Below are 24865 nucleotides of genomic sequence, written 5' to 3' on the forward strand. Positions count from 1 at the left end.
TACCGCTGTATCAACAAGCTGGCGGGGGCGAGGAGGGCGATGGGCATGCGGCGGAGCGCGGACGAACCCGGCGTCGCGACGGACGCCCGTTCCCGGCCGGAACTCGGCGGGGTGGTGCTCGCGGTGGCGTGCGCGGCGCAGTTCATGGTGGTGCTCGACATCTCGGTGGTGAACGTCGCGCTGCCCTCGATCCAGCGGGCGCTCGGCTTCGACTCGACCAGCCAGCAGTGGGTGGTCAACGCCTACGCGCTGACCTTCGCCGGGCTGCTGCCGCTCGGTGGGCGGCTGGCGGATCTCTTCGGTCGCAAGCGTAGCTACCTGCTCGGCCTGGCCTTGTTTTCGGGCGCGAGCCTGGCCGGTGGCCTGGCGAATTCGGCGGGGCTGTTGATCGCCGCCCGCGCGGTGCAGGGTGTGGGCGCGGCCGTGCTGGCACCGGCCACGCTGACGATCCTGACCACCACCTTCCCCGAGGGAACCCAGCGGACGCGGGCGTTGGCGATGTGGACCGCGGTCGGCATCGCGGGCGGCACGGCGGGCAACCTGGTCGGCGGGGTGCTCACCGAGTACCTGTCCTGGCGCTGGACGTTGTTGATCAACGTGCCGATCGGGACCGTGGCCATCCTGTTGGCGGCCCGCTTCGTGGCCGCCGACCACACGGCCGGGACCCGCCGCAGGGTCGATGTCCCTGGTGCGGTGCTGGCGACCGCCGGATTGGCGCTACTGGCTTACGGCATCGCCCAAGCCGGAGAGCAGGGTTGGGACGCACCCTCGACGTTGACGGGCGTGCTCGCCGGATTGGCCTTGCTGGGTGTGTTCGCGGTGGTGGAGTCCCGGTTCGCCGCCGTGCCGCTGATTCCGTCGCGGTTGTTCCGGATCCGGTCGGTCGCCGCGGGCAATGCGGCGATGCTGCTGGCCGGGGCCTGCCTGAATCCGATGTGGATGTTCCTGACCCTGTCGATGCAGAACGTCCTGCACTACAGCCCGATCCAGACCGGTCTGGCGTTCCTGCCGCACACCGTGGTGCAGATGGCGGTGGGGGCGCGGGTGACGCCGTGGCTGATGCGTCTCCTCGACGGCCGCGTGCTGATCGCGGCCGGAGCGCTGATCGCCGCCGCCGGGTTCTGGTGGCAGGGCGATCTGAACCCGCACAGCGGGTACCTGACCGGCATCCTCGGACCGGCGATCGTGTTCTCCATCGGGAGCGCGCTGGTGAACACCCCGCTCACCACCGCGGTCACTTCCGGCGTCGCCACGGAGGATGCCGGCGCCGCCTCCGGACTGATGAACACCACCAAGCAGGTCGGCGGCGCGCTCGGCCTCGCCGCGCTGGTGACCGTCGCCGCCACCACCACGACGACACCGGAGGCGCTGGCGGCGGACTACGGCCGCGCGTTCGACGTCATCGCCGTGCTCATGGTGGTGGTCATGGCGACCGCGTTCCTCCTGCCCCCGCAACGAGACCGGCAGCGCGCCCGCCGCGATGCGTCCGGCGATGGCCGAGGATCGGGCCGCGCGGCCCGAAAGGCTGCGCGGAACGAGCACCTGATTCCCGGCAATCGACTCCACGTCACCGGCACGACCACGGATCTCGAATAATCACCGGCGCGGCGAGGTCGAACAGCGGTGGAGCCGTCGTTCGTGCAGTTCGGTGCCGCCGGGTCCCCTGTCGAGCTGAGCACGTCCGGTATCGGTCCAGCCGTGGTGGTGGTAGAAGCGCAGGGCGCGTTCGTTGGTGTCGAGAACCCACAATCCGGCGTGGGTGAAACCGCAGGATCGGAGCCGGTCGAGGGCGGCGGCGTGGAGCTGGGTGCCGATGCCGCGGCGCCAGACGTCGGGGGCGAGGTAGAGCGCGTAGAGGTCGCCGAGGGTGGGGTCGGCGCGGTCGGCGGGCACGAGCGGCGGACCGGTCGCGGCGAAGCCGACGATGGCGTCCGCGATCGTCGCGACGATCGCGCGGGTGTGCGGCGGGCGGGCGGTGAGGACCTCCGACCAGAACTGTTCCCGGTCGGCGATGGACAGACCGGCCAAGACATCGTCGGGGAGCAGGCCGCGGTAGGCGGCGCGCCAGGACCGCACCAGCACGTTGGCGATGCCATGCGCGTCGGCCCGCGTCGCGTCTCGAAGCTCGACCATGCTGCCAATGCTTCCATGAAAGAAAAGGCTCACCCCTTCTTATTGCGCGCCGACCTCTTTGCCCGGTCCCGTCGAACCGCTTCTCGCGAGCGGTCCCGGTTGACCTGCTTGCCGCGCCGAACGTTCTCTGCTGCCGAGGTGAGGGTGTTGGGTTCCGCGTGGCGCAGAGCGAACCCGGGCAACCGGTGAGCTGGATCTGTTGGCGTGGGTGACCGCCGGCTTGGGTAGCCGGAGCCGGTCAACTGCTCCGAGCACTCAACATTGCACCTACTACGTCACTGGAAACAACGCTCGATTTAGACGGACACCAGGGCTGCATAGCTAAAAAATGGAAAACGGCGGCACTGTGTCACAGTGTCGCCGTTTTCCATTCCAAGAACCAACCAACAAACAGCAAATGATCACATTGGGAGATGGCGATTCTATGCCTGCTGGTGTTTATTGTCAGGAGCAGGCCGACTCGCCGGTTACTTGCTGGTGTCAACAGTGACCGTCGCTTCGGCGAGGCCTACGACTGGCACCTCAATCGTAGTCTTGTCCAAGAGGTCGGTCGTAATACCGTCCAACTCCAGCCCGGCTTGGAACGACGCATTGGCAACCTCGCCCTCAGCTCCCCCGACTATGGCTTGTGCCGAACCGGCCGAGATAAGCTGCACGCCGAGCATCGCAAACCCAACCGCCGCCACAGCCGCAATCTTGTTTCTCATGAGAATCACTCCTTTGCGCTCATTTTTGTGATGCGTTGTCACAACCATACACGACAGAGTGTGACGTGGAACACAAATCACCCTGTCGGGTGATCTTGGTCAGGGGTAACATGATTGCCGTGCGTAAAGAAAATTCGTCCCGCTTTCCGGAGGCTTTGGACAGCGCTCCTCAAACCGTCAAGAAGAAGGCCGGTCACGCGCGTTCGGCGGGGTCGAGTATGTAGGTAGTTGGGGTGTATTCGGCACTGCGGCGGGCTTCTTCGAGCACGAAGACGCACCCGCAAACAGGTGTGCGACAGCCAAGTGAGCACGGCCACTGTCAAACATCAGGTGGACCGTGTTGTCAAAGCATCTATCGGGACAGGACAAAATCATGTCGAATGTGTTGCCGAATTTGGCTCTACGGGATGGATGCTGTCACGTCCACCCCGACCGTCACTGGTGCCCCGGGATGGACGCACTCTTCTGCCGCATGAGTGCATGCGCAAGGATCAACGAACGGCAACCAGAATGGGCACGTTGACCCGCATCTTGGACGGAGCACTTCGCCCGGCAGTGGATCACGCGGAGTGCGCCAGAGCGTCTGCCGGTCGTGGCGCGGGTGTGGGACGCGTCAGCCGAGGCCAGATCGGGCGATGACGTTGGTGATGCTGATCCGAACTGCGGTGAAGCCTTCCTGGACGAATGATTCAGCCAAGTCCGCTGCGGGGTGAGCGGGGTAGTAGCGGTCGGCGATGCCCGCGGCGACGTGTTTGATCTGCGCTGGCTCGGCAGAGATTCGTGCATGCCCTTCGATGGCCACGAAGCTGTAGGGTCGCCGCTCATCGCTGACGCAGACCGCGATGCGCCGGTCACGCGCCAGGCTCTTGCCTTTGACGCTCCCGGGCGATAGGGCGAAGGCGAGTTCGTCGCCGTCGAGGATGAAGCAGACCGGGGTGACGTGGGGTCGCCCGTCGGCGCGGGTGAGGGCTAGGTGGGCAAGCCTTGTTCCCGCGGTGACAAAGGATCGCCATTCGGTGTCGGTCATTGTCGTCATTGGTGTTTTCCTTTCTGGTTGCTCTTCCCAGGGCTCCTGGCGTCGACGCTAGGAGCGATGAGCGATCAAGAAAAGCGATGATTTACGATCAGATCCATCGCGATATGCTATATATGGGAGTCATGGCCGACATCGACCTGCGGCAGCTGACGACGATGATCGCGATCGCCGAGGAGGGGACGTTCTCCCGAGCGGCGAACCGGCTGGGCTACACCCAGTCGAGCGTGAGCCAGCACATCGCGGCGCTGGAGAGGGCTCTTGGCGGCTCCGTGTTTGATCGGCCGGGTGGGCCAAGGCCGGTGCGGATAACCCCGCTCGGCGCCGTGGTGCTCGAGCAAGGCAGGGAGCTGCTGTCGAAAGCCGAAGCGCTGGGACGTGCGGTTGATCGGTTCAAGGCCGGCGATGGCCGCATCGACGTCGGCACCCTGCAGAGCGTCTCCAACGTGATCCTGCCAACCGTGCTGCGCCGCCTTCGGGACGAGCATCCCAACTGCGAGATCAGGCTCTCGGAAGCGGAACCGGACGAGGCGCGGATCGGCGATCTCGACCTGTTGTTCTACGACGGACTGATCGGCGACGAAGCGGAACACGTCCTGCTGATGGAAGACCCCTACCTGGTGGTGGCGCATCCGGGAGACCTGCCGGCCGGCCCGGTACCCGCGCGGAAGCTGGACGGGAAGGCGATGGTGGCCTGGCCGGCGACCTGTGACCAGCCCAGATTGGAGAAATCCCTCGCGCAGGCAGGAGCGCAGCCGCGCATCGTGTTCCGCTCGGCGGGCAACGAAACGATCTTGTCGCTGGTGCGCGCCGGGATGGGGCTCGCCGTGCTGCCCTGGCTTGCGATTCACCACGTCGTGTGCCGCTCCTGTGGCGCCATTCATGGCCCGGAAGGTTGGCCGGATCTGCGGGTTCACGAACTCGACCCCACACCCACGCGCGCGACCTACCTTCACTGGCCGCCTGGACGCGGCGGTCAGTCGCCGCTGGTGGCCCGCGCCATCGAGGTCGCCGTCGAAGTCTCGCGCGAGCTGGCTCAGCAGGCGCCACCAGCCCGGACCTGACCCGGTACGCGCCTATGAAAGCGGGGTGAAAGCGCCGCACTCCACCCTGGCTCCCGACATCTTCCGAGCGATGGAAACAGTGGGGGGAATGGGGATGACGGGATTCGATGTCACGGCGGCGGAGCTCGCCGACACCGCACGCAGGGTCGAGGCGGCGGCGAGTTCCATCGACGCCGAAAGCCGGAGAGCGACTGCCACCGAGGTGGCGCCGACGGGTTTCGGCGGTGAAAAGTACGCCGGTCACGGGCAGGCCTACCTCGCCGCCGTGCGCGGCGAGCTGGCATCGGTGCTGCGGGGGTTCCACGACGTGACCGCGTCGTTCGGCCGGAGCCTGGGCGAGGCGGCCAACGAGTACGGGCGCAACGAGGCGGACAGCACGGAGCGGATCTCCGGCCTGGATTCAAGGGGTAGTTGATGGCGAGGAGAGAGGCTGTCCCGGATCCGTCCGACGAGGAGATCAAGGAGATCCTCGACGACCCGAATGTGCCGGAGTCGACCAAACGGCAGATTGCCGCGGCGTGGGCGTACGACTTCGCCACCGGTTCGGTCGACGAGTCGGGCGAACCGGTCCACAACAAGCACGCGGTTCCGGACGAAGTCATGGCGTACGTCGACAAGTACGGCGCGCGCGACGACTTCGACAACATGTTTCAGTACGGCAACGACCGGTCGAAAGCGTCCTTGGGTTTCTACAACCCGATGCCGGTGGATCTGCGGGAGCTGTGTGACAGCGCCAAGAAGGAGTCCGAGGCGAATGCCGAGCACGGCGAGGACACCGAGCAACTCAGCGCTCTCAACGAGCGGCTGCGGTCTACCGGCACGACCGGTGAGGCGACGTCGGCGGCGATATTCGACGGTGGTGACTCCGGGCTCGAGTTCTTCGAGATATTCACCCCTTACTACAACGACTGGACCGGAAGCTCGCTGTCCATTGAAGAGTTCGTCAAGAAATACGACGAGCAGCGCGAGGTGAGCTTCGCCGCGCTCTACGCCGACCGCGCTCGGTTCGTCGAGGGCGCCGGACGCCTTCAGCAGAACCTCGAGGCGTTGCGGAACGCCGTGCGTTCGCTGCTGGGTTCCTGGGACGGCGATGCGGCGGACTCGGCGAGCGAGCTTTTCGACACGGTCGTCGTCGCCGGCGGAGAGACCGCGGTGGAGCGGCTCGCGCTGGCCGGTGACGCGCTCGACGTGGTGGTGCCGCGGATCGAGGAACTGTGCTGTGTGAAAGCCCAGGCCGTGTTGGACCTGTACGCGGTCGAGATCGGCGGGCTGGACGGTGAGCTGGTGGGCATCGTCATCAGGTGTGCCCGCAGGGAGGCGTCGACGGACGACCACGCCAGGATCGCCTCGGCCTTCGGCATCGACTACGAATCCGGCGCCTGCTACACCACCGGCAACGAGGTGGAGGAGCGGCTCGCGCAGGAGGCGACGAACTGGCTGAACGCGAACCTGGTGCCGATGTACGACAGCCACAAGCAGGCATTCGACGGGGTGTGCCAGCAGACCCACGAGGGGTTCGAGCAGGCGTGGCAGGGGCTGCGGGCCGCGCTGGCCGGCCAGGAGGGTGCCGTTGACGCCCTGCAGTCCGGCGCGGGCGGAACCGGTGGCCAGGGTGGCGCCGGCGGAACCGACGACTGAGCCAAAGGACCGAGACCATGCACGACCAGGCACGACGGCTGGCCCGCTCGCTTGACCGGACGATCGGCAACACCCGCGCCGAAGTGGCGCGCATGGCCGACGACCGGCAGGCCGTCCGCACCGCCGCCGAACAATCCACAAAGGACCTCGGTGAGCGGTGGCAGAAGCGGGCCACGGCGATCCGGCGCCGCGCCGAGGCCAGGCGCACGAACGCGTCCATGGCCGAGCGTGGTAAGCCCAAGATCATCGACTTCGGCTTCGAGGAGCCCGGCGAGCCGTCCGGGAATCCGTTGGACGACATGGTGCGCAAGGACGAGGTGCGCGACGCGCGGGCCAACACCGCGACCCCGCTGGCCGAGGTACCACGCCCCAGGTACGCCCGGCGCCGCGGCGACCGCACCCGGTCCGCGCCAGCCCCGCGACACACCGACGCCCGGCACCACCGGTGGTCCGCGGCACCGCCGGAGAACGACACACGCCGCTGAAGATGCTGCGCGTGTTCACGTTGCCGGGCCGGGTGTTCGAGCGCTTCGCGGCTCTCGCCACATGGGCTGGAGCCGGGGGCCGTGGTCGGGAAGCGGGATGGGGGTGCCGGTGCTGAGGAAGCCGTACCGCGCGTAGAGCGCGGCACTTCGCGTGGTGCTGGCTTCCAGATACGTCGGGTGCCCTTCGGCGTCGGACTGCCGGAGGCGGTGCCGGAGGAGGGCTCCTCCGATGCCGCGGCCCCGGCAGTGGGGGAGTACCGCCATGGAGGCGAGGTACCAGTGCGGGGTGCTGGGATGGTGGTCTGCGGTGTGCTGGAGCGCGGTGGCGAGTCGCTGGAGCGCGGTGCCCGGTTGGCTGCGGGCCAGCGCGCACAGGGCCGCGGCCTGGTGCTGGAGGGGGGCGGGCGAGTCGAGCCATTGCCAGGTGGATACGCCCTCGATGGCGCCGCCGGGTCCTTCCGCGACGAGGATTTCGCCGGTGCGGAGGGCGTCGGCGAGCCATTCCCGGAGCAGGCCGGCGGGTATTCCGGGGGAGTGCGGCTCGGCCGCTCTCACCCAGGCGCTGACGGCTTCGTCTTCGCCGGCGGCCGCGTACGCGGGCGCGATCTGGTCCAGCTCCGCCGGTTGCGCGGTGCGGACGGTGGGCTTCGCGTGGTTCGCTTCGGTCATCGACTTGCTCCGTACATCGTAAGATCGCTGGCGTGAACCACAGTTACCCGTACAGTCGCGGGTGTTCGAGTACTTTCGTCACGGAATCGGAGTGACGAAAAGGGGGTTCGGATGAACTGCGTGTGCTGTGGCGCCGACCTCCCGGACACCGGCCGCGGGCGGCCGCGGCGGTACTGCGGCAGGTCTTGTCAGGCGCGGGCGTACCGGGCTCGCCGGGACGGCGCGGGTTCCCGCCGCGCCCCGGGTCCTCGACCGCGCCGGGCGCTGGCGACACGTGGCCAGCTGGATCGCGCCACCGTGGTGCTGGCCGCCGTCCGGCTCGCCGATGCCGAAGGGCTCTCCGCGGTGTCGATGCGCGAACTGGCGGCCCGGTTGGACATCGCGGCGATGTCGCTGTACCAGCACGTGTCCGGAAAGGACGATCTCGTCGGGGCGATGGTCGACGCCGCGCTCGCCGGGTACCGGCCGCCGGATGCTTCCGCGGCCGGGTGGCGGTCGTTGCTCGAACACGAAGCGCGCCAGGAGTGGGCGGTCTACCGGCGGCATCCCTGGTTGCTGCGGGTGCTGGCGACGACGCGCCCACCCCTGGTCCGCTCGGTGCTGGAGGCGGTGGACCGTTCGATGACCGCCGTCGCCGGGCACGGTCTCGACCATCGGACCGCGCTGTCGGTGTATCTGCTGGTGAGCGGGTACGTGCAGGGCACGGCCCTGATGGGGGTCGCGGAAACCGAAACGGTCCGGGAAACCGGTGTCAGCGGTCCGCAATGGTGGAACACGCAGCTCGGGCGCCTGGCCGGAATGGCCGGTTCGGGCCACTATCCCTGGCTGTCCGAACTGGCCACCGCCGTACCCGACGGCGACGACCTCGAAAGCTGGTTCGAGTTCGGGCTGCACCGGGTGCTCGACGGGATCGCCGTGCTGCTGGCCGACGCGACGGGGACGTCGGCGTAGCGGCGAGCCTGGAATCCGGTCGGACCTTCATTTCACGGCGGCTGACCCTGGCGATCCGGTTTCCGGTTTACCGGGGTCGGTGCCAGCGGGTTGTCTGTCGGAGCAAGGCCCGGCGGACCGGTTCGATCGAGACGAGCAGCAGGGTCAGCCCGCCGAGCAGGGCCGCCGGTACCGCGAGCGAGGGGGTCGCGGGACTGTCCAGGGCGGCCGGTTGGACGGTCGGACCGCCGTGGCCCGATCCCTGGTGTGGCTGCGCGGCGCCGGGCTGTCCGGCGGCGGGCGCGGCTTCGCCGCACGCGCCGGGGAAGGTCTGGCAGTAGGTCGGCCTGCCGCCGAGCGACTCGGATTTGAGCACCGCGTGGTCGACGGCCCTGGTGAAGGTGTTCGCTCCGGCTTCGAGGATCCGGGTGAAGTCCTCGGGACCGGCCGCGGGCGCCTTGCGGGTGCTCACCGAGTAGATGGTGTCGCCGTCGTTCATCGTGTGCGCCGGGCGGATGGCGCGGGCCAGGCCGTCCTGGGCGACCTGGGCCATCTTCTGGGCCTGCGGCGCGGTCAGCGTGGCGTTGGTGGCGACCACGCCGATGGTGGTGTTCTCGTCGATGCCGGGGTCGCGGGCGGTGTTCGCGCTGCCCGGTTCGCAGCCACCCGGCGGACGCCGGGTGTCTCCGAACTCGTTGCCGACCTCCAGATGCAGCCCGTACAGCTCGCAGCCGCGGGTTTCGTCGTAGGTCTTGCCGAACGAGTTGAGCACGACGAACGCGCCGACCGTGATGCCGTTGCCGAGATCGATGCTGGCGCTGCCCACGCCTCCCTTGAGGCGGACCCCGGGACCGTCGGTGCCCGCTCCGGTGCCGGCGCCGACGCTGCCCTGCGCGACCGGCCCGGCGTTCGCGGCTTTCGCCGCCTGGTAGCCGAAACCGTGATCAGGTGTGGTTTCCAGCGGGCGGGCGAAATCCTCGCCCTGGCCGAGGTCGTAGATGATGGCTCCGGCCACACCCGGCACGGTCTTACCCTCCGCGTAGACGTGTCCGACCTTCTGCTCGCGCAGGTAGCGGGTAACCCCGTCGTAGGCGCCGAGCCCCATCCAACTGCCGCCGGAGAGCACCAGGCCGTGGAAAAACGCCTGGGAGGCCACCGGGTTGAGCGCGTCGGTGTTGACCGTTCCCGGCAGACCGCCGCGTACGTCGACCCCGGCCTGGGCGCCATCGCGCATCAGCAGCACGCTGGTGCCGGTGATGTTCGCGCGATCGGTGACCTGACCGACCTCGATGCCGGCGACGTCGGTGATGGTGTTGGTGCGTCCGGTGGCCTCATCGGCGGCCGCGACCGGGGCCAGCCCGGTCACGGCCAGGAGCCAGCCGGCGGCCGTGAGGGCCGCGACGGGCGGCTTTCGGAACGAGTTCACAGTCCCTCCCAAAATGACAATCCGTTCTGCCGCATCGACCACACTTTTTGCCTCCACACCCGTGGTCAACCGGTGCTCCGATGAATCGGCCAGGTCGATCCGGTTCCCTGTGTTCCCGCGGAGGACTCGGCGTTGCGCCGGGTTTTGGACCAGCCGTTGCGGCCACGCAGCAACCGGAACAGCGCGCGCCAAGACGTGATGTAGAAGGTGTAGATGTAGCAGGCGTAAGCCAGACCCATTCCGATTCCCCGCAGCATGTTCTTACTGCGTCGGCACCTGACTTGGTAGATCGGTCCCCAGATCGCGAACGGGGCGAGGCCGAACCAGGCGTAGACGGTGAACAGGATCCATGCCCCGTCGGAAATCCAGTGCCACATTCGCGCCGGGTCGCCCGCGGCGTGGAACAGCAGGACCAGGAACGGGATCGGGTAGATCAGCGAACCGAGCAACTGCATCCAGGGCTGCGCGAGGTAGTACATCATCTCCGCGGCGCCCAGCGTGGTCACGTGCGGTGAATCCCAGATCCGGCGGAGGTAACGTCCGCACTGCATGGTGCCTTGACCCCATCGGGTGCGTTGGGTGAGAAACCGGCGCATGCTGTACAGGCCCTCTTGGGAGACGTGCGAGTCCACGGTGAACTCGGTGCGCCAGCCCGCGGTGAGCAGGTGGACGCCGAGTTCGAAGTCTTCCAGCAGCGAACCGCGCCACGGTGTTTTCTCGGTACCGGCGATGGAACGTAATGCGGATAATCTGGTGAACTGCCCGTTACCTCCCAGAGCGATGGTGCCGGTGAAACCGCGGGAGGTTTGGATCGCCGCGATCGCGGTCCGGAATTCCATGTCTTGGAGCTGAACGAGCTTGAGCCCGAATTGGCGTGACCACCACCCTTTTCGCGTGGGTTCGGTATTCCGGTTCCCCATCCAGACGTCCAGCTGCACCGCACCGATCTCGTCGTTGCCGAACAGGTGCTCCGCCGAGCACACGGCCAAGCAGTCGGGCGCCGGTTCGCCGTCCGCGTCGACGACGGCGACGATCGCCGTGTGCCAGGGAATGTGCTCGCCATACCATTCGGTCAACGCGCGATAAGCCGCGTTGAGCGCGTCTCCCTTGCCGGTGCGTGCCCGCGGTCTGCGCCGTCGCACGAGGTGGACGTGAGGGTCCGCGGCGCCGTCGCGCCGCCGCAACGATTCCACGACCTGCGCGGTGTGGTCGTCGGAGTCGTCGTCGACCACCCAAATGTGTGCGGCGCCGAAGGTGGTCCGCAGATAGCGGACCGTCTTTCCGATCACCGCCTCCTCGTCCCGGCAGGGCACGAAGAAGTGCCAATCGAAATCTTCTGGATTACCGGCCGGCGCCGGTTTGCGGCGCAGGTAAGGAACGACGATGACGATCACGTATACGATGAACCCCACGCTGATCGTCATCGCGAAGGCCTGCGTGACGCCGAACAGAACCTGGAATGCCCCGGCGGTCATGACCCGGCTCGCTCGCGCCGGGGCCCACGGGTGCTCAACCAGACGAACAGGACGAGGGTTGCCGCGCCACCGAACAACTTCATCAGCGAGCCGAGCAACGTATGCGCCCAGTGGTCGCTGTCCTGGCCGAGCCAGTCGGCCAGTCCCACAATTGCCAGGACGTGCGCTTGACTGAGCGATATCAGGGCCACCGAAGCAATCGCCAGTGCGCACAACAATCGTCGCGTGTTCCGCGGTCGCAGCCACAGCATGATCGTGGTTAGGAGAACGAGGGGAAGAATCATGAATACCGAGGAAACCTCCGGTGCCATCCGCAAGCCGAACCGCTGACCGCTGGCCAGGTGGAGGTGAACGGTTTCCTGCGCCCCGGCGACATGCACCGCGCGGGAGGTCAGCCACCGCAAGACAATCCCGGTGAGGTGCACTTCGAACGCGCGGTACGCACGTTCAGCGAGGACCAGCGCTACTGCCGTGCCGAACAAAGTGAAGACAGCCACCCGTTCCCGCAAATAGTGAGCCTTTCGCACGGGGACACCGGCCGCGGCCACGCTGAACCTCCCGTTCGTCCCGCCGACTGGCGGCGAGCCACACCCTATCACCGGAAACCTGACCGGGTGCTATTCGTTCCAGTTCATACGGCAGTCAATGCCCCCAGTTATGCTGGGTTTATATAGTTGATGTTCGTCCTAATGAGTGGTTGTTCCGCGGACGTGTACCCGTTCTTGTGCCGACGCGATAGAACAGGTCCTGCGGCACGCCGGCGGGCGTGGTGAGAGCGACACCCGTTTCTCCAATAGCGCCATCCGATAATTCGGAGGAATACGCCATGAAGGCATGAGCCCTGCATCCGGGTGAGTCCTTTGCGCCAATTGCCGCCACCGCGTCGCGTCCCGCCGCCGACGTCGGCCTTTCCCGCACACGATTATCCCGGATATCGCCCCTGAGTGGCAAAGGTGGTAACTGATGTACAAGATGCCAGGAGCCGGTCTCGGCGCCGCGGGCGGCAGCGTGGGCGCGCTCGCCGCGACCGGGGCTGATTTCGGTTGGTGGCTGGCAGCCGGCGCTTTCCTGTGCGTGCTCGGCGTGCTGATGGTGATCGCCGCATATCGCCGGAATCGCCGCGCCTGCCACCGCGACGTTCAGCCATGATCCGGTCATAGGGATTCCGGCGTTGGAGCTGATGCTGCTGGCCGGCACCCGGCCGGAGGCCGTCAAGATCGCTCCGCTCGCACTCGCGCTGGCGAGCCATCCGGCGCTGCGGCCGGTGATCGTGCACAGCGGGCAGCATCGCGGCATGGTCGAGCAGGCGTTGGAACCGTTCGGGCTGGCCGTGGACGTGTATCTCGATGTTCCGCCGCGCACCAAGGGAACTCAAGCCGAGCTCGCGTCGGCGGTGCTACCCGAGCTGGACGAACTGCTGGACCGGCACCGCCCGGCGGCGCTGGTGGTGCAAGGTGACACGGCGACCGTGCTGGCCGGCGCGCTTGTCGCGTTCTGGCACCGGATTCCGGTGGTGCACCTGGAAGCCGGGCTGCGCACGCATGATCTCGCGGCGCCGTTTCCGGAGGAGGGGACGCGGCAGATGGTCTCCCGGATCGCCGCGCTGCATCTGGCGCCGACCCCGGCCGCGGCGGCCGCGCTGCGCGCGGAAGGCATCTCCGCGCGGCGAATCGTGATCACCGGCAATACGGTCGTCGACGCGGTGCTGGCCATCGCCGCTCGTAACCTGCCTGCTCGTGACCCCGCACTGGCGCTGCTGGAGATGGAGATCGCCGAGGGCGGCCAACGACTCGTGCTCGTGACCTCACACCGCCGCGAATCCTGGGGAGATCCCCTGGACCGCACGCTGGCCGCGGTGCGCTCGCTGGTCGCGGAACAGCCCGACGTGCAGGTCCTGTTCCCGGTGCACGCCAACCCGGCCGTTCGCGGTCAGGTGGAAACCCGGCTCGGCGGACTTCCGCGAGCCACGATCACCCGTCCGCTGGACTACCCCGACCTGATCCGCGCGCTACGGCTGGCCGATCTGGTGCTGACCGACTCCGGCGGCATCCAGGAAGAGGCGCCCAGCTTCGGCACTCCGGTGCTGGTACTGCGCGAGGTCACCGAGCGCACGGAAGCCGTCGATGCCGGCTGCGCCTGGCTGGTCGGCACCAAGCCCGCCTTGATCCTGGAGACCGCCACCCGGCTGCTGTCCGGCGCGCTGCGCCCGCATACCCGCGAAAACCCTTACGGCGACGGCGAAGCCGCGGCTCGTTCAGTCGCGGCCATCGAGCGATACCTCGCCCTCGCCGATCTGGAGACGCTCAAGCCGGGCCGAGGGTCTCGATGATTTCGTCGATCATGCGCTGGTCGGCTTGGTCCCGGGCGGGCAGCACGAGGGACCGCGGGAAGAGGTGGCCGAGGTCGACGCCCAGGCTGAGGGCGTAAACCTCGGTCCCACCGGTTTCGGCTTCGTGGACGCCGCGGAGCAGGTCGTGCTCCAGGAAGCCATCGGGGTTGACCGCGGCGGTGGCGCTGTCGGCGGGGCTGCCATCGGAGAACAGCACCAGGATGCCGCGGCGGGCGCCGAAGCCGCGGGAGCGCGCGGCCGCCCAGCGCACGGCCTCGCCCCCGAGGCCCTCGCGGAACAGGTCCGTCTTGAACAGGCCGGCGACCCCGCGGCGAGACCGTCGCCACGAACTGGCCGCGTTCTTGAAGACGAGGTGCAGGCGATCGTTGAGCCGTCCGGGGTCGGCGGGTCGGCCCGCCCGGGCCCAGTCCCGCCGCGCGCGGCCGCCGTTCCAGCCCTCGGTGGAAAAGCCCAGGACTTCAGTGGTGACACCGAGTTCGTCCAGCACGCGGGTCAGGTTGTCGACGAGGACCGCGGTCAACGGCACGTGCTGTTTCATCGAACCCGAGCAGTCGAGCAGGAAGGTGACGGAGACGTCGGCCTTCCTGGTGGTGGCCTCGGCCCGGAAGACGCGCGTCTCGGCCGGTGAGGTGATCAGGGTGGCGAGGCGGCGGCCGTCGAGGTGACCGCTGTCGAGACCGTGCTCCCAGCCGTCGGTGGCCGGGACCAGGAGCGCGGCGGCGAGGTCGCGGAGCATCTTGGCCCGGTTCAGGCGGGCGCGGCGGCCGAGGTCGTCGAGCCGTTGCCGGAACTCCTTCTGCTGCGCGGGACGGACGAGGTCGGTCGCGTCGCGCTGGCGGTCGTGGGCGGTCGTGAAGATCCGGTATTCGTCCACTTCGGACTCTCGACGGCCACCGGTGGCGACGGGGACACCGGCGTCCTCGGGGCCGGAGCCGCGGAGCAGGTCGGTGAGGGCGCGCTGCCCGGCGGAGCGCGCGAGCCGTGGTTTTCCGCTGGGAGCGCCCAGCAGGTTCGCGACGCCGACCGCGAACTCGGCCGCCAAGGGCGTGAAACGTTCCGGCTCGGCGCGCAGGCGGCCCAGGCGGGTGATCCGGGGACCGAACTCGGGCGCGAGGGCGGCGCGCGTCGGTTCGATGACCTCGTCCACGGGGGCGGGCACCGGGAAGCCGGTGAGGTGCGACCAGGCCATGGCGGCCACGGCGTGCAGCAGCAGGCCCGCGGCGGTATCGGTGAGCCCGTCGCCGTCGGCGGCGACGAGCCAATGTTCCATCCGGTGCCGCAGATTCGCGGTCGTACCGGGAAACCATTGCGGTACAAGGGATTCGACGCGGAACTGCTCGAGCTGGTCGAACAGCAGGCCGCCGATGTCGCCAGCCGGGCGGTGCTCCCGGTGCAGCGCGGGATCGGTGTGGCGCATCCGCAGGGCGAGCCCGTCGGCGGCGCCGCGCCAGCACCGCGGGTCGGCCTCCGCGTCGACGCGCAGGTGCGGCGCCAGCATGGTGAGCCGGGTGGCGCCCCGATACGGCTCCCCGGCGCGGAATCGCACCCGGGGATCCTGTCCGATCGCCCGAACGGTGGCGCCGCGCAGGAGGTCGAGCCGGTGGGTCGCGCGTGCGGCGGCGCGGTCGGCCAACGCGTCCTGCACCATCGCTCAGGCGCTCGCGCGCAGTTCGCGAGGCTCCGGGTCGCGGTCGAAACACCGCTGGAAGTACTCGCCGACGACCTCCTGTTCGAACTCCGCGCACTTGTTGGTGAAGGTGATACGCAGCGCGAGCGCCGGGTCGCCGAGGTAACCGGTGTTCTCCGCCCAGGTCACCACCGTCCGGGTGGACATCAGCGTGGCGAGGTCACCGGATTCGTGGCCCTGGCGGGTGAGGCGGGCGAGCGCGACCATGGCCTCGGCGGTCCGCCGGTCGAGTGCGGGCACCTGGCCCTGGAGGAGGGCGACCTCGGCCTCGGCGGGCAGGTAATCGAGCTTGGCGACGACGTTCCAGCGGTCGAGTTGAGCGTGGTTGATCCGCTGCACGCCGTGGTAGAGCCCGTCGTGGTCGCCGAGACCGGTGGTGTTCGCGGTGGCGAAAAGCCGGAAGCCGGGGTGGGAGTGGAGAACCTCGTTGCGTTCGAGGAGGGTGAACCGCCCTTCCTTCTCCAGCAGGCGCTGGATGACGAACATGACGTCGGGGCGCCCGGCGTCGTACTCGTCGAGGACCAGTGCGACCGGGCGCCGGACCGCCCACGGCAGGATTCCCTCGCGGAATTCGGTGACCTGCTTGCCTTCCCGCAGGGTCACCGCGTCGCGGCCGACGAGTTCGAGCCGCCCGACGTGGCCGTCGAGGTTCACGCGCAGGCAGCCCCAGTTGAGCCGGGCGGCGATCTGCTCGACGTGGGTGGACTTGCCCGAACCGTGGCGGCCGTGCACCAGCACCCGCCGGTTGTGCGCGAAGCCGAGGAGCAGGGCGAGGGTCACCTCGGGGTCGAAGTGGTAGGCGTCGTCGCGCGCGGGGACGTGCTCGTCCGGTTCGGCGAACGCGGGGACCTCGAGGTCGACGTCGAGGCCGAACAGCTCCCGCGCGTCCGCCGTCGCGTCCGGCATCCGGATCGTCACGACTGCTCCTCTCCCGGCATGGTGGCGGTGGTCTCGTGGCGGCCGATGGCCTCGGCGGCGTTGCGCAGCGCGGGCAGGGTCGTGGTGACGTCGTCGAGCGACAGGCGCATGACCGGTGCCTGGACCGCGACTCCGAGAACCGGCTGCCCGCCGTCCTCGCGGGGCACGGTCACCGCGACGCAGACCAGTCCGGGGAGGAACTCCTCGTCGTCGACGGCGTATCCCTGTGCCGAGATCCGGTCGAGCTCGGCTTCCAGGGCCTCGGGCTCGGTGATCGTCTTGCTGGTGTAGCGCTTGAGCGGGGCGTGCCCGATCAGCTTGTGCCGTTGCCGCGCGGACATCTGGGCGAGGAACAGCTTGCCGCTCGCCGAGCAGTGGACCGGGACGCGGGAGCCGGGGCGCAGGTAGAACCGCAGCGGCTCCGGCGTTTCGACGCGGTCGAGGTAGACCACCTCGCCGCGGGACAGCGCGGTGATGTTGCAGCTCTCACCCAGTTCCTCGACCAGGTGCTGGAGGATCACGTGCCGCCCGCCGTTGCGGGAGTCGTTGAGCAGCAGGTTCTCCGCGAGGCGGTGCAGCCGCGCGCCGGTGGTGTAGCTGCGGCCGTCGGCCTCCCGGAGCAGCAGCCCCGCCGATTCCAGCTGCTGGAGCATGCGGTGCAGGGTCGGTTTGGGCAGGCCGGTCTCGGCGACGAGCGCGGGCAGCGAGACCGGGTGGTCGCCGGCCGCGATCAGCTCGAGCAGCGCGAAGAGCCGCAGCGCCGGGGTGTCGCCGGACAGCGGTCCGTCCGGCTCCTGGATCAGTTCCACCATGCTCCCTCTCTGTCTCGGAAAACAGTACACCCCGTCTCGGACTTGAAGACAACCCGTTGACTGGGTCGGCTGGTGACGCCTACAGTCCGACCGGGTACCAGTTTTCGGAATCTTTCGTTCCATATTTTGCGACGTTCAGGGAGTGGGCAGTGAGCGAGCGAGCAACGGGGCCGCAGAAGATGACCCCCTCGGAGGCCTTCGTCGAGACGTTGGCGGCCAACGGCGTGACCGAGATCTTCGGCATCATGGGCTCGGCCTTCATGGACGCCATGGACATCTTCGCGCCGGCGGGCATCAAGCTGATCCCGGTCGTGCACGAGCAGGGCGCGGCGCACATGGCCGACGGCTACGCGCGCGCCAGCGGCCGCCACGGCGTGGTGATCGGCCAGAACGGCCCGGGCATCAGCAACTGCGTCACCGCGATCGCGGCCGCGTTCTGGGCGCACAGCCCGGTGGTCATGGTGACGCCCGAGGCCGGGACGATGGGGATGGGCCTCGGCGGCTTCCAGGAGGCCAACCAGCTGCCCATGTTCCAGGAGTTCACGAAGTACCAGGCACACGTGAACAACCCGAAGCGGATGGCGGAGCTGACCGGCCGGGCGTTCGACCGCGCGATGTCGGAAATGGGGCCGACGCAGCTCAACATCCCCCGCGACCACTTCTACGGCGAGATCGAAACCGAGATCCCGGTGCCGCGGCGGCTCGACCGCGGTCCCGGCGGCACCCGCAGCCTCGACGAGGCGGCCGACCTGCTCGCCTCGGCGGAGTTCCCGGTGATCGTCTCGGGTGGTGGTGTCGTCTTCGCCGACGGCGTCGGGGAGTGCCGGGCGCTCGCCGAGCGACTCGGCGCTCCGGTGGTGAACAGCTACCAGCACAACGACTCGTTCCCGGCGAGCCACCCGCAGTGGTGCGGCCCGCTCGGCTACCAGGGTTCCAAGGCCGCGATGCGGCTCATCGCCAAGGCGGACGTCGTTCTCGCGCTCGGCACCCGGCTCGGCCCGTTCGGCACCCTCCCGCAGCACGGCATGGACTACTGGCCCAAGAACGCCAAGATCATCCAGGTCGACGCCGACCACAAGATGCTGGGCCTGGTCAAGAAGATCGACGTCGGCATCTGCGGTGACGCGAAGGAGGCCGCCGCCGCGCTCACCGAGCGGCTGCGCGAGCGAACGCTCGCCTGCGACGCGACCCGCGGCGAGCGGGCCGACGAGATCCGCGAGGAGAAGCAGGCCTGGGAGCAGGAGCTCACCGCCTGGATCCACGAGACCGATCCGTACAGCCTGGACATGATCGCCGAGCAGGAGCAGGACGAGCGCACCTGGCTGCACCCCCGCCAGGTCCTCCGCGAGCTGGAGAAAGCGCTGCCCGAACGCGTGATGGTCTCCACCGACATCGGCAACATCAACTCCATCGCCCACAGCTACCTGCGGTTCGAGGAGCCACGCAGCTTCTTCGCGCCGATGAGCTTCGGCAACTGCGGGTACGCGCTGCCGACGATCATCGGCGCCAAGGCCGCGGCGCCGGAGCGGCCCGCGATCGCCTACGCCGGCGACGGCGCGTGGGGGATGAGCATGGTCGAGATCATGACCGCGGTGCGCCACGACATCCCGGTGACCGCCGTGGTGTTCCACAACCGGCAGTGGGGCGCGGAGAAGAAGAACCAGGTCGACTTCTACAACCGCCGGTTCGTCGCGGGCGAACTGGAGAGCGAAAGCTTCGCCGGCATCGCGCGGGCGATGGGCGCCGAGGGGATCGTGGTGGACTCGCTCGACGAGGTCGGTCCCGCGCTGCGCAAGGCGGTCGACGCGCAGATGAACGAGGGCCGCACCACGGTCATCGAGATCATGTGCTCGCGCGAGCTGGGCGACCCGTTCCGCCGGGACGCGCTGCGCAAGCCGGTGCGGCTGCTCGACAAGTACCGCGACTACGTCTGATCGTCCCGGTGGGACGGCTCCGCCCGGAGCCGTCCCACCGCCGACCCAGGAAAGCGGTAGCCCCGTGCCGACCTTCCCCGCACGAGCCGAGACGTTTCCCCTGCACGATCGCTGGCGTGCGGTGCTGGCCGACGTCCGGCCCACGGTCGCGCTGGCCGACGGTGACGACCCACGGGTGGTCCAGGCGGCGGCGCTCCTGCGCGAAGAGGACGGGGTCGCACCCCGTCTCGTCGGTGATCCGGCGTCGATCCGCCGGGTTTGCCGGGAAACCGGCGTCCGGTTGCCCGACGAGGTCATCGCGTGCACCCGGGACCTCGCCGCGGATCCGGCGATCCACGCGCTGATCGCGACCCGCCTCGCGAAAACCCCCGACCGGATTCCGGGCGCGCTGGCCGATTCCCTCGCGGGCGCGGTCGCCGGCGTCACCACCGGAACCTTCGACGCGTGTGTCGCGGGGGCGAACCGGCCGACCGCCGACGTGCTGCGGGCGTGCCTGCGCTACGTCGGGCTCGTCCCCGGCAACACGACGATGAGCAGCTGTTTCCTGCTGGTCCTGCCGGACGAACGCTGCCTGACCTTCGCCGACTGCGCGGTGGTCCCCGACCCCACCGCCGAGGAGCTGGTCGAGATCGCGCTGGCCTCGGCCCGCACCCACCTCGCGCTGACGGGGGAGGAGCCGGTGATCGCGATGCTGTCGTTCTCCACGCTCGGCAGCGCCACGCACGAGCGGGTCGAGCGCGTGCGCCGCGCCACCGATCTGCTGCGGCGGCGCGGTTCCGGCTTCCGGGTGGACGGCGAGTTGCAGTTCGACACCGCGGTGGAGGCCAGTGTCGGGCTGCGCAAGGCGCCCGGTTCGGCGGTCGCGGGCAAGGCCAACGTCCTCGTCTTCCCGAATCTCGACGCGGGCAACATCGGGTACAAGATCGCCGAACGGCTCGGCCGCGCCCGCGCGTTCGGGCCCGTCCTGCAAGGGCTGGCCGCGCCGGTGAACGATCTGTCCCGGGGCTGCGACGTCGGCGACATCCGGGCCACCGCGCTGCTCACCGCGGTCCAGGCCACCGGTGGCTAGATGGAACTCGTGCTCGCCGCCCTGGCGGTGGCCGCGTCCTCGCTCGTCGGCGGCGCGACGGGATTCGCGACCTCGCTGCTGTCCACGCCGGGCCTGCTACTGCTCGGCTACGACGTGCCGTTCGTGGTGACCGTCAACCTCGCCGCGACGCTGGTGTCCCGGATCCTGGTCGTATGCCGGTCCTGGCGGGCGATCGAACCGAAGCGCGTCGGCCTGCTCGTCGCGGGCAGCGCCCCGGGCGCGGTACTGGGCGCGGTGACCGTCGGCGCCATCCCGGTCCACGTCCTGCGGATCTTCGCGGGCGTCGTGGTGGCGCTGCTCGGCTTTCTCCTGCTGCTGCCGACTTTGGGCGACCCTGCCGGACCGGGCCGCGCCGGGCACGTGGCCACCGGACTGGCCAGCGGCTACCTCGCCACTTCGGTGTCGCTGAACGGCCCACCGGTCGCGGCACTGCTCAGCGCGGCGAACCTGCCGGTGCGGGCGTTCATCGCGAACCTGGCGTGCTACTTCATCTGCACGAACCTGATCTCCCTCACCACGCTGGGCGTGACCGGCGGGATCCCGCGTCACGGGCTCCTGCCGGTGCTCCCGGTGCTGCTCGTCGCGGCCATCGTGGGCAACCAGTTCGGCACGGCGGTGTCGTCGCGGGTTCCCCGGAAGGTGTTCAAGTACGTCGTCGCGGGTCTGGTCGTCGTCTCCGGGGTGGTGACCGCGCTTTCCTGACCGGCTGCGTTAACCTTGCCCGGTCAGGAGATCGCCAGGACGACGGAAGCCCGTGAACCACTCAGGAGCCCAGCCGCCAGCCGGAACGCAGGCCATCCGGCGTGCGCTCGGGGTGCTGCGGCTGCTCATGGACGAAGGCGGGGAACTGTCCCTGTCCGCGATCGCCCGGCGTCTCGAGCTCACTCCGGGCACCACGCACCGCGTCGTCGGCGCGCTGAGCATCGACGGGCTGGTGACCCACAACCCGCATACCGACTGCTACCACCTGGGGGCCGGGGCGATCCTGCTCGGCCAGGCCGCGCAGCGCGTGCACGGGCTGGAGCGGGCGCTGCCGGTGATCCGGCAGGTCAACGCGGAAACCGAGGAGTCGGTCAACATCGCCATCCGCGACGGTGGCGAGTCGGTGGTGCTGCTGCGTGCCCAGTCCACCCTGCCGCTGCGGTTCGAACAGCACCCCGGGGCCCGGTTTCCCTTGTACACCACCGCTTCCGGCAAGGCGATCCTCGCGCATTCGCTCGACGTCGAGGCGTACCTGGCGAGCCTGCCGGAACGCCTGCCCGCGCTGACCACGCACACGCTGGCGACGCGCGAGGAGCTGGCGCTGGAACTGACCGAGACGCGCGACCGCGGCTACAGCATCGACGACGAGGAGAACGTCGCCGGGGTGCGCTGCGTGGGCGCCGCGGTCGTGGACGACCAGGGCCTGGCGAAGGCCGCGGTGGTCATCCAGGTCCCCACGGTGCGGCTGCCCGACGAGCGCATCCCCGAACTGGGCGCGCGGGCCATCGCGGCCGCGCGCGAGGTCGCGCAGTTCCTGCCGCCGGACCGGTTCAGTCTGCGCTGACGCCGAGTGCCCGCGCGGTCAGCGAGGCGAGGTGCGTGGGCTCGTGCTCGGAAAGCTGGCGGATCTGGGTCCGGCAGCTGAAGCCGTCGGCGTGGACCACCGTTCCGGGGCTCGCCTCGCGCAACGCGGGGAGCAACTGGTGCTCGGCGACTTGGACCGAGACGTCATAGTGCCCGCGCTCGAACCCGAAGTTGCCCGCCAGTCCGCAGCAGCCTTCGCGCAGCACCCGCACTTCGCCGGTGACGCGGCCGAGCAGCCGGGTGTCGGCGTCGTAGCCCAGGTCCGCGTGCTGGTGGCAGTGCACCTGCGTGAGGACCCGGCCTTCGACCGCCTTGATCTCCGGGAGTTCGGCTGTGCCCACGTGCTCGGCGAAGGTGCGGACCGCCTTGCCGAGCAGGCGCACCCTCGGGTCTTCGGGCAGCAGTTCGGCGCCGTCCTCGCGCAGCATCGCGGTGCAGCTCGGCTCGAGCCCGATCACCGGCACACCGCGGCCCAGCCAGGGCGCCAGGACGTCGAGGGAGCGGCGCAGCACGCGGCGGGCCGTGTCCAGCTGTCCGGTGCTGTGCCAGGTCAGTCCACAGCAGACACTCCGGGCGGGGAGATGGACCTCGTGGCCGAGGGCCTCCAGCACGGCGACCGCGTCGCGGCCGACCCGCGGATCGAAGAAGTTGGTGAAGGTGTCCGGCCACAGCACCACCGGAGTCCGGCCTTCTGTCCACTGTGGAGGCTTGCGGCGGCGGAACCACTTGCGGAAGGTCGGTGCGGCCAGTGCGGGCAGCTCGCGTTCGGCGGCGATCCCGCCGAGCCGGTTGAGCACCCGGCGCAGCGGGCTCGCCGCCACGGCGTTGATCGCCCCGGCCATCGGCGCGCCCAGCCGCAGCCACCGGGGCAGCGCGCCCATGGTGTGGTGCGCCATCGGGCGTTTGCGGTGTTCGTAGTGCCTGCTGAGGAATTCCGACCGGTACGCGGCCATGTCGACCCCGACCGGGCAGTCGGACTTGCACGCCTTGCAGCCCAGGCAGAGATCGAGCGCGTCCCGGACCTCCGTGGACTGCCAGCCGCCGGTGATGACGTCGCCGGCGAGCATCTCGAACAGCAGCCGGGCCCGTCCGCGTGTGGAGTGTTCCTCTTCGCCGGTCGCCCGGTAGCTCGGGCACATCACGCCGCCCGAGGCGGACACGCACTTGCCGACGCCCACGCAGCGGCGGGACGCCGCGGCCAGGTCGCCGCCGTCCGCGTGCAGCGCGAGGCGTGCCCGCGTGGGCAGCACCGGCGGCGCGATCACGGTGCGCAGATCGGCGTCGAGCGGGGCGGGGTCGACGACCCGGCCCGGATTCATCCCGCCGCCGGGGTCGAAGGCGGACTTGAATTCCGCGAAGGCGGCCATCAGCCGCGGGGGGAACATGAGGGGGAGCAACTCGGCGCGGGCCTGGCCATCGCCGTGCTCGCCGGACAGCGAACCGCCGTGCGCGACGACCAGTTCGGCCGCGTCGGTGAGGAACGCCCGGTAGGCCTGCTTCGCTTCGGGTGCGGCGAGCGGGAAGTCGATGCGCACGTGCAGGCAGCCGTCGCCGAAGTGGCCGTACACCAGCCCCCTGCGGCCGTGCTTGTCCATCAGCAGCTCGAACTCGCGCAGGTACCGCCCGAGGTTTTCCGGCGGGACCGCGGAATCCTCCCAGCCGGACCACGCCTCGGCGCCGTCCGCGAGCCGGGTGGCCAGGCCCGCGCCCTCTTCGCGAATGCGCCAGAGTTTCCGTTGTGCCACCGCGTCTTCCACCACCAGCACGCTGGCGCCCACCGGCTTCGCGCGCTCGGCCACCAGTCGTGCGGTCCCGAGCGCCTCGTCCGCGGACGCACCGCCGGTTTCGAGGTACAGCCAAGCGTTCCCGGCCGGAAGCTCGCTGGCCTCGCCCGGTTTCCGCGCGTCGAGCGCCTGGACGAGCCCCGTTTCGATGCCCTCCATCGTCAGCACGGGCAGGTCGAGAAGCGCCGGCACGGCGTCGGCGGCCTCGGCGCTGCTGCCGAACCCCAGCACCACCAGCGCCCGTGAAACCGGTGCCGGCGCCAGATCGACCACCGCGCTCAGGATCGTCGCGCAGGTCCCCTCGGTGCCGACGAGTGCCTTGGCGACGTCGAAACCGTTCTCCGGCAACAGGTATTCGAGGTTGTACCCGGACACGCGCCGTGGCAGCCTCGGGAAACCGAGGCGGATGTCGGCCAGGTACTCGTCGCGCACCGCGCGCAGCGACCGGTAGAGCTGCCCGACCGGATCCTCCCGCGCGCACAACGATTCCAGTTCCGCCGGCGGCGTCCGGCCGACCTCCAGCCGGGTGCCGTCGCGCAGCGCGATCTCCAGCGACCGGACGTTGTCCGCGGTCTTGCCCCACGCCACCGAATGCGAGCCGCACGCGTTGTTGCCGATCATGCCGCCGATCGTGCAGCGGCTGTGCGTCGAGGGATCCGGCCCGAAGGTCAGCCCGTGCGCGGCCGCCTGTTCGCGGAGCCGGTCGAGCACCAGACCGGGTTCGACACGCGCGGTGCGGGCCTCGGCATCGATCTCCACCACGCGGTTGAGGTGACGGGTGAAGTCCAGGATCACCGCCTCGTTGGTGGCCTGGCCGCCGATGCTCGTCGCCGCGCCCCGCGGCAGGACCGGCGCGTCGTGCTCGGCGCACACCCGCAGCACGGCCACAACCTCGTCGGCCGACCGGGGACGCACCACCAGCAATGGGACGTGCCGGTAGTTCGACGCGTCGGTGGAGTGCGTCGCGAGTGTCGCCGGGTCGCCGGCCACCTCGCAGGACACCGCGGTGCGCAGCGCTTCTTCCAGCGCGGATCGCGAAAGTGCGGGTGACGGCATGGGCATCTCCAGGGAACTCGGGGGTTCACAACGACTACACGCGGAGCTATGGTGTGCTCGCCACATAGTGGATACAGCTTCCACATTCTGTCAATGTCGACGTGAGGA

23 protein-coding genes are annotated in these 24865 nt (G+C 69.4%); 12 read left to right on the forward strand and 11 right to left on the reverse strand.

Annotated features, from left to right (window positions below; translation table 11 throughout):
* The first annotated feature begins 39 nt into the window (after nt 1–39).
* Entirely contained in the window at nt 40–1596 is a 1557-nt protein-coding gene (locus FXO23_RS14470; RefSeq protein ID WP_246257235.1) for an MFS transporter, read from the forward strand.
* Here the strand turns inward: FXO23_RS14470 and FXO23_RS14475 are convergent, their stop codons facing one another.
* The 3 genes from FXO23_RS14475 to FXO23_RS14485 form a co-directional block, all read right to left on the reverse strand.
* Nucleotides 1597–2133, reverse strand: a complete 537-nt coding sequence (locus tag FXO23_RS14475; protein ID WP_158884964.1) for a GNAT family N-acetyltransferase — start codon at nt 2131–2133, stop codon at nt 1597–1599.
* Nucleotides 2134–2600: 467 nt separating this feature from the next.
* Nucleotides 2601–2840 carry a hypothetical protein gene (locus FXO23_RS14480; RefSeq protein ID WP_158884966.1) on the reverse strand — a complete coding sequence of 80 codons (240 nt, stop codon included), beginning with the start codon at nt 2838–2840 and terminating at the stop codon, nt 2601–2603.
* Between the two features lie 613 nt (nt 2841–3453).
* Nucleotides 3454–3876 carry a PPOX class F420-dependent oxidoreductase gene (locus tag FXO23_RS14485; protein ID WP_218952016.1) on the reverse strand — a complete coding sequence of 141 codons (423 nt, stop codon included), beginning with the start codon at nt 3874–3876 and terminating at the stop codon, nt 3454–3456.
* A 122-nt stretch (nt 3877–3998) separates the two neighbouring features.
* On the opposite strand from FXO23_RS14485, the gene FXO23_RS14490 reads away from it, so the two are divergent.
* The 4 genes from FXO23_RS14490 to FXO23_RS14505 all read left to right on the forward strand — a co-directional run bounded on the left by FXO23_RS14490 (nt 3999) and on the right by FXO23_RS14505 (nt 7060).
* The gene (locus FXO23_RS14490) at nt 3999–4937 is read left to right on the forward strand and encodes a LysR family transcriptional regulator (RefSeq protein WP_158884968.1); all 939 of its coding nucleotides are present in this window, start codon (nt 3999–4001) and stop codon (nt 4935–4937) included.
* Nucleotides 4938–5031: 94 nt separating this feature from the next.
* The gene (locus tag FXO23_RS14495) at nt 5032–5352 is read left to right on the forward strand and encodes a hypothetical protein (RefSeq protein WP_158884970.1); all 321 of its coding nucleotides are present in this window, start codon (nt 5032–5034) and stop codon (nt 5350–5352) included.
* The gene (locus tag FXO23_RS14500) at nt 5352–6575 is read left to right on the forward strand and encodes a WXG100 family type VII secretion target (RefSeq protein ID WP_158884972.1); all 1224 of its coding nucleotides are present in this window, start codon (nt 5352–5354) and stop codon (nt 6573–6575) included. Before FXO23_RS14495 ends, FXO23_RS14500 begins: the two co-directional genes overlap by 1 nt.
* Nucleotides 6576–6592: 17 nt before the next feature.
* Nucleotides 6593–7060, forward strand: coding sequence for a hypothetical protein (locus FXO23_RS14505; protein WP_158884974.1), 468 nt, complete (start codon nt 6593–6595; stop codon nt 7058–7060).
* 15 nt (nt 7061–7075) lie between these two features.
* Here the strand turns inward: FXO23_RS14505 and FXO23_RS14510 are convergent, their stop codons facing one another.
* Complete coding sequence (locus FXO23_RS14510; protein WP_158884976.1) at nt 7076–7729, reverse strand: GNAT family N-acetyltransferase; 654 nt, start codon at nt 7727–7729, stop codon at nt 7076–7078.
* A 111-nt stretch (nt 7730–7840) separates the two neighbouring features.
* Between FXO23_RS14510 and FXO23_RS14515 the strand changes: the two genes are divergently transcribed.
* Entirely contained in the window at nt 7841–8680 is an 840-nt protein-coding gene (locus tag FXO23_RS14515) for a TetR/AcrR family transcriptional regulator (RefSeq protein ID WP_158884978.1), read from the forward strand.
* A gap of 67 nt (nt 8681–8747) precedes the next feature.
* On the opposite strand, the gene FXO23_RS14520 is transcribed toward FXO23_RS14515, so the two are convergent.
* From FXO23_RS14520 to FXO23_RS14530, 3 genes are all read right to left on the reverse strand, one after another.
* The gene (locus tag FXO23_RS14520; RefSeq protein WP_158884980.1) at nt 8748–10085 is read right to left on the reverse strand and encodes a P1 family peptidase; all 1338 of its coding nucleotides are present in this window, start codon (nt 10083–10085) and stop codon (nt 8748–8750) included.
* A gap of 65 nt (nt 10086–10150) precedes the next feature.
* Entirely contained in the window at nt 10151–11560 is a 1410-nt protein-coding gene (locus tag FXO23_RS14525; protein WP_158884982.1) for an XrtP-associated glycosyltransferase, read from the reverse strand.
* Nucleotides 11557–12108: an exosortase/archaeosortase family protein gene (locus tag FXO23_RS14530; RefSeq protein ID WP_246257237.1), complete on the reverse strand. Its 552-nt coding sequence runs from the start codon at nt 12106–12108 to the stop codon at nt 11557–11559. The genes FXO23_RS14525 and FXO23_RS14530 overlap by 4 nt, the downstream gene beginning before the upstream one ends.
* Before the next feature lie 415 nt (nt 12109–12523).
* On the opposite strand from FXO23_RS14530, the gene FXO23_RS14535 reads away from it, so the two are divergent.
* Nucleotides 12524–12709: a peptidase gene (locus FXO23_RS14535; protein ID WP_158884984.1), complete on the forward strand. Its 186-nt coding sequence runs from the start codon at nt 12524–12526 to the stop codon at nt 12707–12709.
* A gap of 22 nt (nt 12710–12731) precedes the next feature.
* Nucleotides 12732–13889: a non-hydrolyzing UDP-N-acetylglucosamine 2-epimerase gene (wecB, locus tag FXO23_RS14540; protein WP_158884986.1), complete on the forward strand. Its 1158-nt coding sequence runs from the start codon at nt 12732–12734 to the stop codon at nt 13887–13889.
* On the opposite strand, the gene FXO23_RS14545 is transcribed toward wecB, so the two are convergent.
* The 3 genes from FXO23_RS14545 to FXO23_RS14555 are packed head-to-tail and all read right to left on the reverse strand — an operon-like array spanning nt 13864 to nt 17327.
* On the reverse strand, nt 13864–15558 hold the full coding sequence (locus tag FXO23_RS14545; RefSeq protein WP_158884988.1) for a cobaltochelatase CobT-related protein: 1695 nt from the start codon (nt 15556–15558) through the stop codon (nt 13864–13866). The two genes, wecB and FXO23_RS14545, sit on opposite strands and share 26 nt — an antisense overlap.
* 3 nt (nt 15559–15561) lie before the next feature.
* On the reverse strand, nt 15562–16515 hold the full coding sequence (locus FXO23_RS14550; protein WP_246257238.1) for an AAA family ATPase: 954 nt from the start codon (nt 16513–16515) through the stop codon (nt 15562–15564).
* Entirely contained in the window at nt 16512–17327 is an 816-nt protein-coding gene (locus tag FXO23_RS14555) for an IclR family transcriptional regulator (RefSeq protein WP_158884990.1), read from the reverse strand. The genes FXO23_RS14550 and FXO23_RS14555 overlap by 4 nt, the downstream gene beginning before the upstream one ends.
* A 179-nt stretch (nt 17328–17506) precedes the next feature.
* Here FXO23_RS14555 and xsc point away from each other — a divergent pair, with 179 nt between their 5' ends.
* The 4 genes from xsc (at nt 17507) to FXO23_RS14575 (ending at nt 21897) form a co-directional block, all read left to right on the forward strand.
* Nucleotides 17507–19261, forward strand: a complete 1755-nt coding sequence (xsc, locus tag FXO23_RS14560; RefSeq protein WP_158885211.1) for a sulfoacetaldehyde acetyltransferase — start codon at nt 17507–17509, stop codon at nt 19259–19261.
* Between the two features lie 64 nt (nt 19262–19325).
* The gene (locus FXO23_RS14565; RefSeq protein WP_246257240.1) at nt 19326–20330 is read left to right on the forward strand and encodes a phosphotransacetylase; all 1005 of its coding nucleotides are present in this window, start codon (nt 19326–19328) and stop codon (nt 20328–20330) included.
* Nucleotides 20331–21053, forward strand: a complete 723-nt coding sequence (locus tag FXO23_RS14570) for a sulfite exporter TauE/SafE family protein (RefSeq protein WP_158884992.1) — start codon at nt 20331–20333, stop codon at nt 21051–21053.
* 52 nt (nt 21054–21105) lie between these two features.
* Nucleotides 21106–21897, forward strand: coding sequence for an IclR family transcriptional regulator (locus FXO23_RS14575; RefSeq protein ID WP_158884994.1), 792 nt, complete (start codon nt 21106–21108; stop codon nt 21895–21897).
* On the opposite strand, the gene FXO23_RS14580 is transcribed toward FXO23_RS14575, so the two are convergent.
* A complete protein-coding gene (locus tag FXO23_RS14580; protein WP_158884996.1) occupies nt 21884–24757 on the reverse strand; it encodes an FAD-binding and (Fe-S)-binding domain-containing protein in 2874 nt (957 codons plus the stop codon). The two genes, FXO23_RS14575 and FXO23_RS14580, sit on opposite strands and share 14 nt — an antisense overlap.
* Between the last annotated feature and the right edge of the window lie 108 nt (nt 24758–24865).

This window comes from Amycolatopsis anabasis, assembly GCF_009765355.1.
Taxonomy (GTDB): Bacteria; Actinomycetota; Actinomycetes; order Mycobacteriales; family Pseudonocardiaceae; genus Amycolatopsis; species Amycolatopsis anabasis.

Excerpts from the sequence above, each read along its gene's own strand:
- FXO23_RS14470 (WP_246257235.1), top strand. The coding sequence starts at position 40 with ATGGGCATGCGGCGGAGCGCGGACGAACCCGGCGTCGCGACGGACGCC.
- FXO23_RS14475 (WP_158884964.1), bottom strand. The coding sequence starts at position 2,133 with ATGGTCGAGCTTCGAGACGCGACGCGGGCCGACGCGCATGGCATCGCC.
- FXO23_RS14480 (WP_158884966.1), bottom strand. The coding sequence starts at position 2,840 with ATGAGAAACAAGATTGCGGCTGTGGCGGCGGTTGGGTTTGCGATGCTC.
- FXO23_RS14485 (WP_218952016.1), bottom strand. The coding sequence starts at position 3,876 with ATGACGACAATGACCGACACCGAATGGCGATCCTTTGTCACCGCGGGA.
- FXO23_RS14490 (WP_158884968.1), top strand. The coding sequence starts at position 3,999 with ATGGCCGACATCGACCTGCGGCAGCTGACGACGATGATCGCGATCGCC.
- FXO23_RS14495 (WP_158884970.1), top strand. The coding sequence starts at position 5,032 with ATGACGGGATTCGATGTCACGGCGGCGGAGCTCGCCGACACCGCACGC.
- FXO23_RS14500 (WP_158884972.1), top strand. The coding sequence starts at position 5,352 with ATGGCGAGGAGAGAGGCTGTCCCGGATCCGTCCGACGAGGAGATCAAG.
- FXO23_RS14505 (WP_158884974.1), top strand. The coding sequence starts at position 6,593 with ATGCACGACCAGGCACGACGGCTGGCCCGCTCGCTTGACCGGACGATC.
- FXO23_RS14510 (WP_158884976.1), bottom strand. The coding sequence starts at position 7,729 with ATGACCGAAGCGAACCACGCGAAGCCCACCGTCCGCACCGCGCAACCG.
- FXO23_RS14515 (WP_158884978.1), top strand. The coding sequence starts at position 7,841 with ATGAACTGCGTGTGCTGTGGCGCCGACCTCCCGGACACCGGCCGCGGG.
- FXO23_RS14525 (WP_158884982.1), bottom strand. The coding sequence starts at position 11,560 with ATGACCGCCGGGGCATTCCAGGTTCTGTTCGGCGTCACGCAGGCCTTC.
- FXO23_RS14535 (WP_158884984.1), top strand. The coding sequence starts at position 12,524 with ATGTACAAGATGCCAGGAGCCGGTCTCGGCGCCGCGGGCGGCAGCGTG.
- FXO23_RS14545 (WP_158884988.1), bottom strand. The coding sequence starts at position 15,558 with ATGGTGCAGGACGCGTTGGCCGACCGCGCCGCCGCACGCGCGACCCAC.
- FXO23_RS14555 (WP_158884990.1), bottom strand. The coding sequence starts at position 17,327 with ATGGTGGAACTGATCCAGGAGCCGGACGGACCGCTGTCCGGCGACACC.
- xsc (WP_158885211.1), top strand. The coding sequence starts at position 17,507 with ATGACCCCCTCGGAGGCCTTCGTCGAGACGTTGGCGGCCAACGGCGTG.
- FXO23_RS14570 (WP_158884992.1), top strand. The coding sequence starts at position 20,331 with ATGGAACTCGTGCTCGCCGCCCTGGCGGTGGCCGCGTCCTCGCTCGTC.
- FXO23_RS14580 (WP_158884996.1), bottom strand. The coding sequence starts at position 24,757 with ATGCCGTCACCCGCACTTTCGCGATCCGCGCTGGAAGAAGCGCTGCGC.